4 protein-coding genes are annotated in these 3640 nt (G+C 33.0%); 1 reads left to right on the top strand and 3 read right to left on the bottom strand.

Annotation, left to right across the window (positions count from 1 at the left end; genetic code table 11):
* The first annotated feature begins 74 nt into the window (after positions 1-74).
* Positions 75-491 carry a hypothetical protein gene (locus F6K22_RS35620; RefSeq protein WP_293109291.1) on the top strand — a complete coding sequence of 139 codons (417 nt, stop codon included), beginning with the start codon at positions 75-77 and terminating at the stop codon, positions 489-491.
* 214 nt (positions 492-705) lie between these two features.
* Here the strand turns inward: F6K22_RS35620 and F6K22_RS35615 are convergent, their stop codons facing one another.
* The 3 genes from F6K22_RS35615 to F6K22_RS35605 all read right to left on the bottom strand — a co-directional run.
* Positions 706-1113: a hypothetical protein gene (locus tag F6K22_RS35615; protein ID WP_293109289.1), complete on the bottom strand. Its 408-nt coding sequence runs from the start codon at positions 1111-1113 to the stop codon at positions 706-708.
* Between the two features lie 428 nt (positions 1114-1541).
* On the bottom strand, positions 1542-2132 hold the full coding sequence (locus tag F6K22_RS35610) for a hypothetical protein (RefSeq protein ID WP_293109287.1): 591 nt from the start codon (positions 2130-2132) through the stop codon (positions 1542-1544).
* 643 nt (positions 2133-2775) lie between these two features.
* On the bottom strand, positions 2776-3640 hold an 865-nt coding region (locus tag F6K22_RS35605), incomplete at its 5' end, for a class II fumarate hydratase (protein ID WP_293109285.1).

Raw genomic sequence — 3640 nt, 5'->3', positions numbered from 1 at the left:
AGAAACTGTACAACTTGCGTTGGCAATTAATACAGAAAAAGCTCGTTTCCTGACGGAATGCTCCGCAAACAGAAATGATTATTACTCCCTTGTTATTAGAAATCAGAAGACAAGCAAATTATGCAGTTAGTTTATTCTCAGGAATTGAATTTAATATTGACTTTGACCGAAGTTTAAATGGGTATTGTGACTTTTTAATTAGTCGTTCTCCAGAACAGTTAATAATTAATGCTCCTGTAGCAGTTATTGTTGAAGCAAAAAATGAGGATATCAAGGGTGGTTTAGGACAATGTGCTGCCACAATGTTAGCGGCACAATTATTTAATGAACAGGAAAATCAAGAAATTAATCGAATTTATGGTGCGGTCACAACTGGAGATATTTGGAAGTTTTTAAAGTTAGAAGGAAAGGAATTAATGATTGATTTAAGTAATTTTTATATTAAAGATGTTGAGCAAATTTTGGGTGTATTATGGCAAGCTGTTAAATAACTGGCTGACTGCTGAATTCTTACTTTTTACTCTAGTAAAATCTTGAAAAACTCCATCATAAAAATACTTTTTCAGCAAACCCTAAATATCTATAATATCATGTCCTGTTGAACAGTTATAAATAACGACGGAGGAGTCAGGAGGGAAGAAAGATGATTTGTGTCCGATAATTGATTTAGTACCTTAATATTTACTTCATAAATCAGCTATAAGTTTATAAATCAGAATAATAATAATCCCACCAATTACCATATATGTTGAATATTATATCTAACTCGTCGTTATTGCGTAGAGATAAACATTTTTCTTTACCAGGAGGCACATAAGCAATACCAAATTCATCAAACATAAAGGTACCAGTTTTAAAGAAAGTACATCCTTCGCGTTGGTGAATGGACTCAACATAAAACCATCCAATTCTGGTATCGTATTGACATAAATTAGGATTATTTACACAATTCATTAAAGCAGATTCAGATAAATTTAATCTAATTGTATCTGTATAAGTTACTAATAAAATGTAGGAAAAAATTAATAATGGTACTCCTATGGCTTTAATTAAAGTTTTTACCGGAGAATATTTCAGCTTATCTTTTTTGACAAAATATATGAATATTCTCACAAGTTCTATGACCCAATAAATGCCGATAATTAAACAAAAAATCAGAGCAATTATCAGAGCAATTAAATATACTAGCAATTCAAGGAAAGACCTAAAAATTAATATAATTTGCCAAAATGGAGCTATAAATACAATTAAACAAAGAAAAAGTACAATTATTTCCCAATAACTTTTGATTATTTTATACTTCAAAGTGTATTTATCTCCCTATTCAAAAAAAATATTTTTTCAGCAAATCCTAAATATCTATATCTATAACAATAGAACCTTGATTTTCTAGTAGAAAAGGCGTCTACCTTTTTTTAGTCTAGATTATTCATTATTGTTTCCTTATATATGCCTTCATATTGTAGTAATATACTATAATAATCGGGACTTACACGGGAGGAACCAAGTTTATAGGGTAAATCATTTTTAGGATTACTATATCAATTATAATGACTATATCCCCACCAATTACCATATATTTCTACTATTACATCTGACGGGTTATCGCGATATAAACAATTTTCTTCACCAAGAGGCACATAAGCAATACCAAAGTCATCAAAACCCCAGGTAAAAGTTGTAAACAAAGTACATCCTCTGCGCTGGTCAATAAACTCAACATAAAACCATCCTATTCTGGTCTCTTCTTGGCATAAATTAGGAGTATTTACACAATTCATTAAAGCAGATTCAGATAATTTTAATCTAATTGTATCTGTAAAAACTGCTAATAAAATAAATAAAACAATTAATAATGGTACTCCTATGGCTTTAATTAAAGTTTTTAACGGAGAATATTTCAGCTTATCTTTTTTGACAAAATATATGAATATTCTCACAATTTCTATGAACCAATAAATACCGATAATTAAACAAAAAAACGGAGTAATCATTAGAGAAATGAAAAATAATGCAAATTCAAGGGGAGACCTATAAATTAATAGAATTTGCCAAGCTAGAGCTAGAGGTACAATTAAATAAAGAAAAAGTACAATTATTTCCCAATAACTTTTGATTAGTTTAAACTTCAAAGGAAAACCTCGTAGAATAGTTAATAATTATGTCTTCTGATAAATAAGAACAATTGATAATCCCCCTAAATCCTCCTTTGAAAGCTATGCTTTACCCACATATTTCTTGACATAAAACTTGACAAAACTAACAAATTATGGGTAAGTCCCAGTTCGGCTTTTTGGGGAGAAAGATGTATGAAAAAGTACATTTATTTGTAACTATTTAAGTATTTTAACTTAGTTGCTATGGTTTTTTCTCCGTGTCTCCCCCTCTCCGTGTATCCCCGTCCGCACAAGGGTTTCAGGAGTTATGGGTAAGGGATAGCTTTGAAAGGGGGAGTTTTATATCCCCCCTTTCAAAGCAAGAGGGGATATAAAACTGTACCTCACGGTTTTTGGGAATTGCTATATTACACAAGAGTTTTGAGACCTATATATAGCCTCTACTGCGTAAATCTTAACCCAATAAACCCTTATAACTGTAAATATTAAAGCATGAAGAACTTGGTATACTTAGTTTTTAGCAGTTATTTTCAAGTAAATTTTTAATTGCTAAAAGCTAGGTAAATATAAGACTCTTGGTAAAGTTTACAAATCAGCTCTTAGTATTGTTGTGGAACAGGCAGGATGCCTGTTTCTACATTTACTCTTTTTTATTAAACTAACTCCCTGGATGAGTCATATTTTTCGGAACTACAATTTCGTCAAATTCCTCTGTCGAAACATAACCCAACTCCAAACAAGCTTCCTTCAAAGTTAAATCTTTCTCATGGGCAAAATGTGCAACCTCCGCAGCCTTATCATAGCCAATTTTCGGACTTAAAGCTGTCACTAACATCAAAGACTGTTCCAGATAAAACTCAATTTTTTTCTGATTTACCTTCAAATCAACTAATAGAAAATCAGTAAAATTATTGCAACTATCAGCAATTAAATTAATCGACTGAATCAAATTAAAAACCATCATCGGTTTATAAGTATTTAACTCAAAACTCCCCTGAGCACCAGCAAAAGCGATCGCCGCATCATACCCCATCACCTGAGTTGCCACCATTGTCATTGCCTCACACTGAGTAGGATTAACTTTTCCTGGCATAATTGAAGATCCCGGTTCATTTGCAGGCAAAATCAACTCCCCAAACCCACATCGAGGTCCGCTTCCCAACCACCGAATATCATTAGCAATTTTCAGCAACGAACCAGCTAAAGTTTTCAAAGCACCACTCGCCATCACTATTGCATCGTGAGCAGCTAAAGCAGCAAACTTATTAGGTGCAGACACAAAAGGCAACCCGGTTATTTCACTAATATGTTTGGCAGCAAGTTCGGCAAAACCACTCACCGTATTTAATCCAGTTCCCACCGCAGTGCCACCTATAGCTAATTCATACAAATCTGGCAATGTATGAGTAACACGTTGCAAATTTGCATCTAGTTGCGCCACATATCCGGAAAATTCCTGCCCCAAAGTTAGAGGTACTGCATCTTGTAGGTGAGTACGCCCTATTTTGACAATTTCCGAAAAA

Origin of the sequence: Okeania sp. SIO2F4 (genome assembly GCF_010672385.1) — a bacterium.
GTDB lineage: Bacteria > Cyanobacteriota > Cyanobacteriia > Cyanobacteriales > Microcoleaceae > Trichodesmium.
Note: the sequence above shows the minus strand (reverse complement) of the source record. Positions and strands in the feature narration are given on the sequence as shown.

Coding starts and splice junctions, on each gene's coding strand:
- F6K22_RS35620 (WP_293109291.1), top strand. CDS start 75: ATGATTATTACTCCCTTGTTATTAGAAATCAGAAGACAAGCAAATTAT.